This window comes from Peribacillus sp. NPDC056705 (genome assembly GCF_043656335.1).
The window spans coordinates 1-1,447 of record NZ_JBHTYI010000182.1 but is presented as its reverse complement, the minus strand read 5'-3'; the positions used below and the strand labels follow the sequence as shown (position 1 = coordinate 1,447).

Annotated in this window: 3 protein-coding genes; 1 reads left to right on the top strand and 2 read right to left on the bottom strand. The window is 48.2% G+C overall.

What is annotated here, in order from left to right:
- Positions 1-398: potassium channel family protein (locus ACFRAK_RS28715; RefSeq protein WP_394573149.1), on the bottom strand; the 398-nt coding region annotated here is incomplete at its 3' end.
- A 146-nt stretch (positions 399-544) separates the two neighbouring features.
- Here ACFRAK_RS28715 and sspI point away from each other — a divergent pair.
- Complete coding sequence (sspI, locus tag ACFRAK_RS28710) at positions 545-781, top strand: small acid-soluble spore protein SspI (RefSeq protein ID WP_394573148.1); 237 nt, start codon at positions 545-547, stop codon at positions 779-781.
- A gap of 92 nt (positions 782-873) precedes the next feature.
- On the opposite strand, the gene ACFRAK_RS28705 is transcribed toward sspI, so the two are convergent.
- The coding region (locus ACFRAK_RS28705; RefSeq protein WP_483878296.1) for a peptide chain release factor 3 at positions 874-1,447 on the bottom strand (574 nt) is incomplete at its 5' end.

Sequence of the window (1,447 nt, the reverse complement as noted above, 5' to 3'; positions counted from 1 at the left end):
AGATGATGGGCAACCCGAAGTCCCATATCGCGTTCCGGGAAAATGACCTTATCCGCGCCAATCTTGTGCAGCACTTTACCGTGCAGTTCATTTTTGGCTTTTACGATAATAACCGGTACCCCAAGATCCTTCAAAATCAATGTTGTCAATATACTCGACTGTATATCCTCGCCGATGGCCACGACCACCACGTCAAAATTCCGAATGCCAAGTGCGCGTAGTGCCTCTTCATCGGTTGAATCAGCCGACACCGCATGCGTAACCAAGTTCGCAATTTCTTGCACGCGCTGCTCGCTAGCGTCCACGGCCAGCACATCAAATCCCATCCCGCTCAGTTCCTTGGCAACACTTGTACCGAAACGCCCCATACCGATTACTGCGAACTGTTTCTTCGCCATATTCCATATCCCTCCGCAAGCTAAGGTCCAACCAATTGCCTATAATGTGATTTTAGTATATCACACAGCCCAAGATACTTGTATGCAACTGCCCTCGAACGGGTACATTACTCAATGACCCTTTTATAACAAGGAGGAACATTTCGATGTCCATATTGTTAGATCTTAGGCAAGCTGTCATTCATAAAGTCCACAATCAGGACGAAGGAGAGCTCCGCTCCATGATCGAGGGTTCCGTTGACGGGCCAGAAGCCGCGCTACCGGGACTTGGTGTCATGTTCGAAATGGTCTGGAAAGACATGGATGCTTCCCAGCAGGATAACCTCGTCTCCACGATTCATGATCAATTGAAGAACATTACCCCCGGCAAGCTGCAAGGATAACAGTCTTTCATACGGAGAATCACCAAGAACCCCCGAGCCTAATGGCCGGGGGTTCTTGGTACCGTTAGCTGATTGTTCATGTTTCTTGTTGCTTATGGTGCGGTTTCCAGGAACTTCGCGGTAGGATTCTTCTCCATCGCTGTTCTCATCGCGTATTCGTTCTCGAATAACACCACATAATTATCCTTCTTATCCTTAACGAGGGTCGAGTTAATTCGGAACTTGGAAGGGTCTATCTGATCATCTACGATCCAACGTGCGAATTGATACGGCATCTTCTGGAGTTGCACATCCACACCGTATTCGCCCTTCATACGATATTCAAACACCTCGAATTGGAGCTGGCCTACAACCCCCAGAATAGTCTCTTCAAAGCTCACAGTACGGAATACCTGAATGGTTCCCTCTTCAGTCAGCTGATCGATCCCCTTCTGATATTGCTTATGCTTAAGCGCGTTCTTCACAGTAACCTTGGCAAAAATCTCAGGTGAGAACGTTGGCAGTTCATCAAATACCACTTCTCTTCCCTGGCTAAGAGAGTCACCGATTCGGAAGATACCGGGATCGAACAAGCCGATGATATCCCCAGGATAGGCTTCCTGCACGATATCGCGATCCTGTGCCAGGAATTGCTGCGGTTGGGATAACTTAATCTCCTTACCTACC